Source organism: Pseudomonas sp. FG13 (assembly GCF_057809755.1).
This window is the reverse complement of sequence record NZ_JBMDKO010000111.1, coordinates 1-468: the sequence shown is the minus strand read 5'-3', so window position 1 is coordinate 468 and position 468 is coordinate 1. Positions and strand designations below refer to the sequence as shown.

Below are 468 nucleotides of genomic sequence, written 5' to 3'. Positions count from 1 at the left end.
CGGTGGATAACACTGGCCTGACTCTGAGTGCCAGCGAGAGCATCACCGAAGGTGGTCAGATCACCTACACCGCTACCTTGACCAATGCCGCTCAAACACCGATGACCGTCACTTTGAGCAACGGCTCGGTGATTACCATCGCAGCGGGCGAAACCACCGGCACCGTCGCGGTTAATACGCCTGCCAACGACGTCTATAACAATGGCAGCACTGTCAGCACCACCATCACCGGTGCGACCGGCGGTAACTTCGAAAACCTAGTTCCGGACACTACGCCTGCCGTCACCACGATCACTGATTCGGTGGATGACACTGGTCTGACCCTGAGCGCCAGCGAAAGCATTACCGAAGGCGGCCAGATCACCTATACCGCGACGCTGAGCAACGCCGCTCAAACGCCAGTGACCGTCACCTTGAGCAACGGTTCGGTCATTAACATTGCTGCGGGCGAAACCACCGGCACTGTTG

Annotated in this window: 1 protein-coding gene; it reads left to right on the top strand. The window is 58.1% G+C overall.

Features of this window, described 5'->3' with window-relative positions:
• Positions 1–468, top strand: a 468-nt coding sequence (locus ACODTO_RS29565; RefSeq protein ID WP_489107477.1) for an immunoglobulin-like domain-containing protein, incomplete at both ends; no start/stop codon positions are given.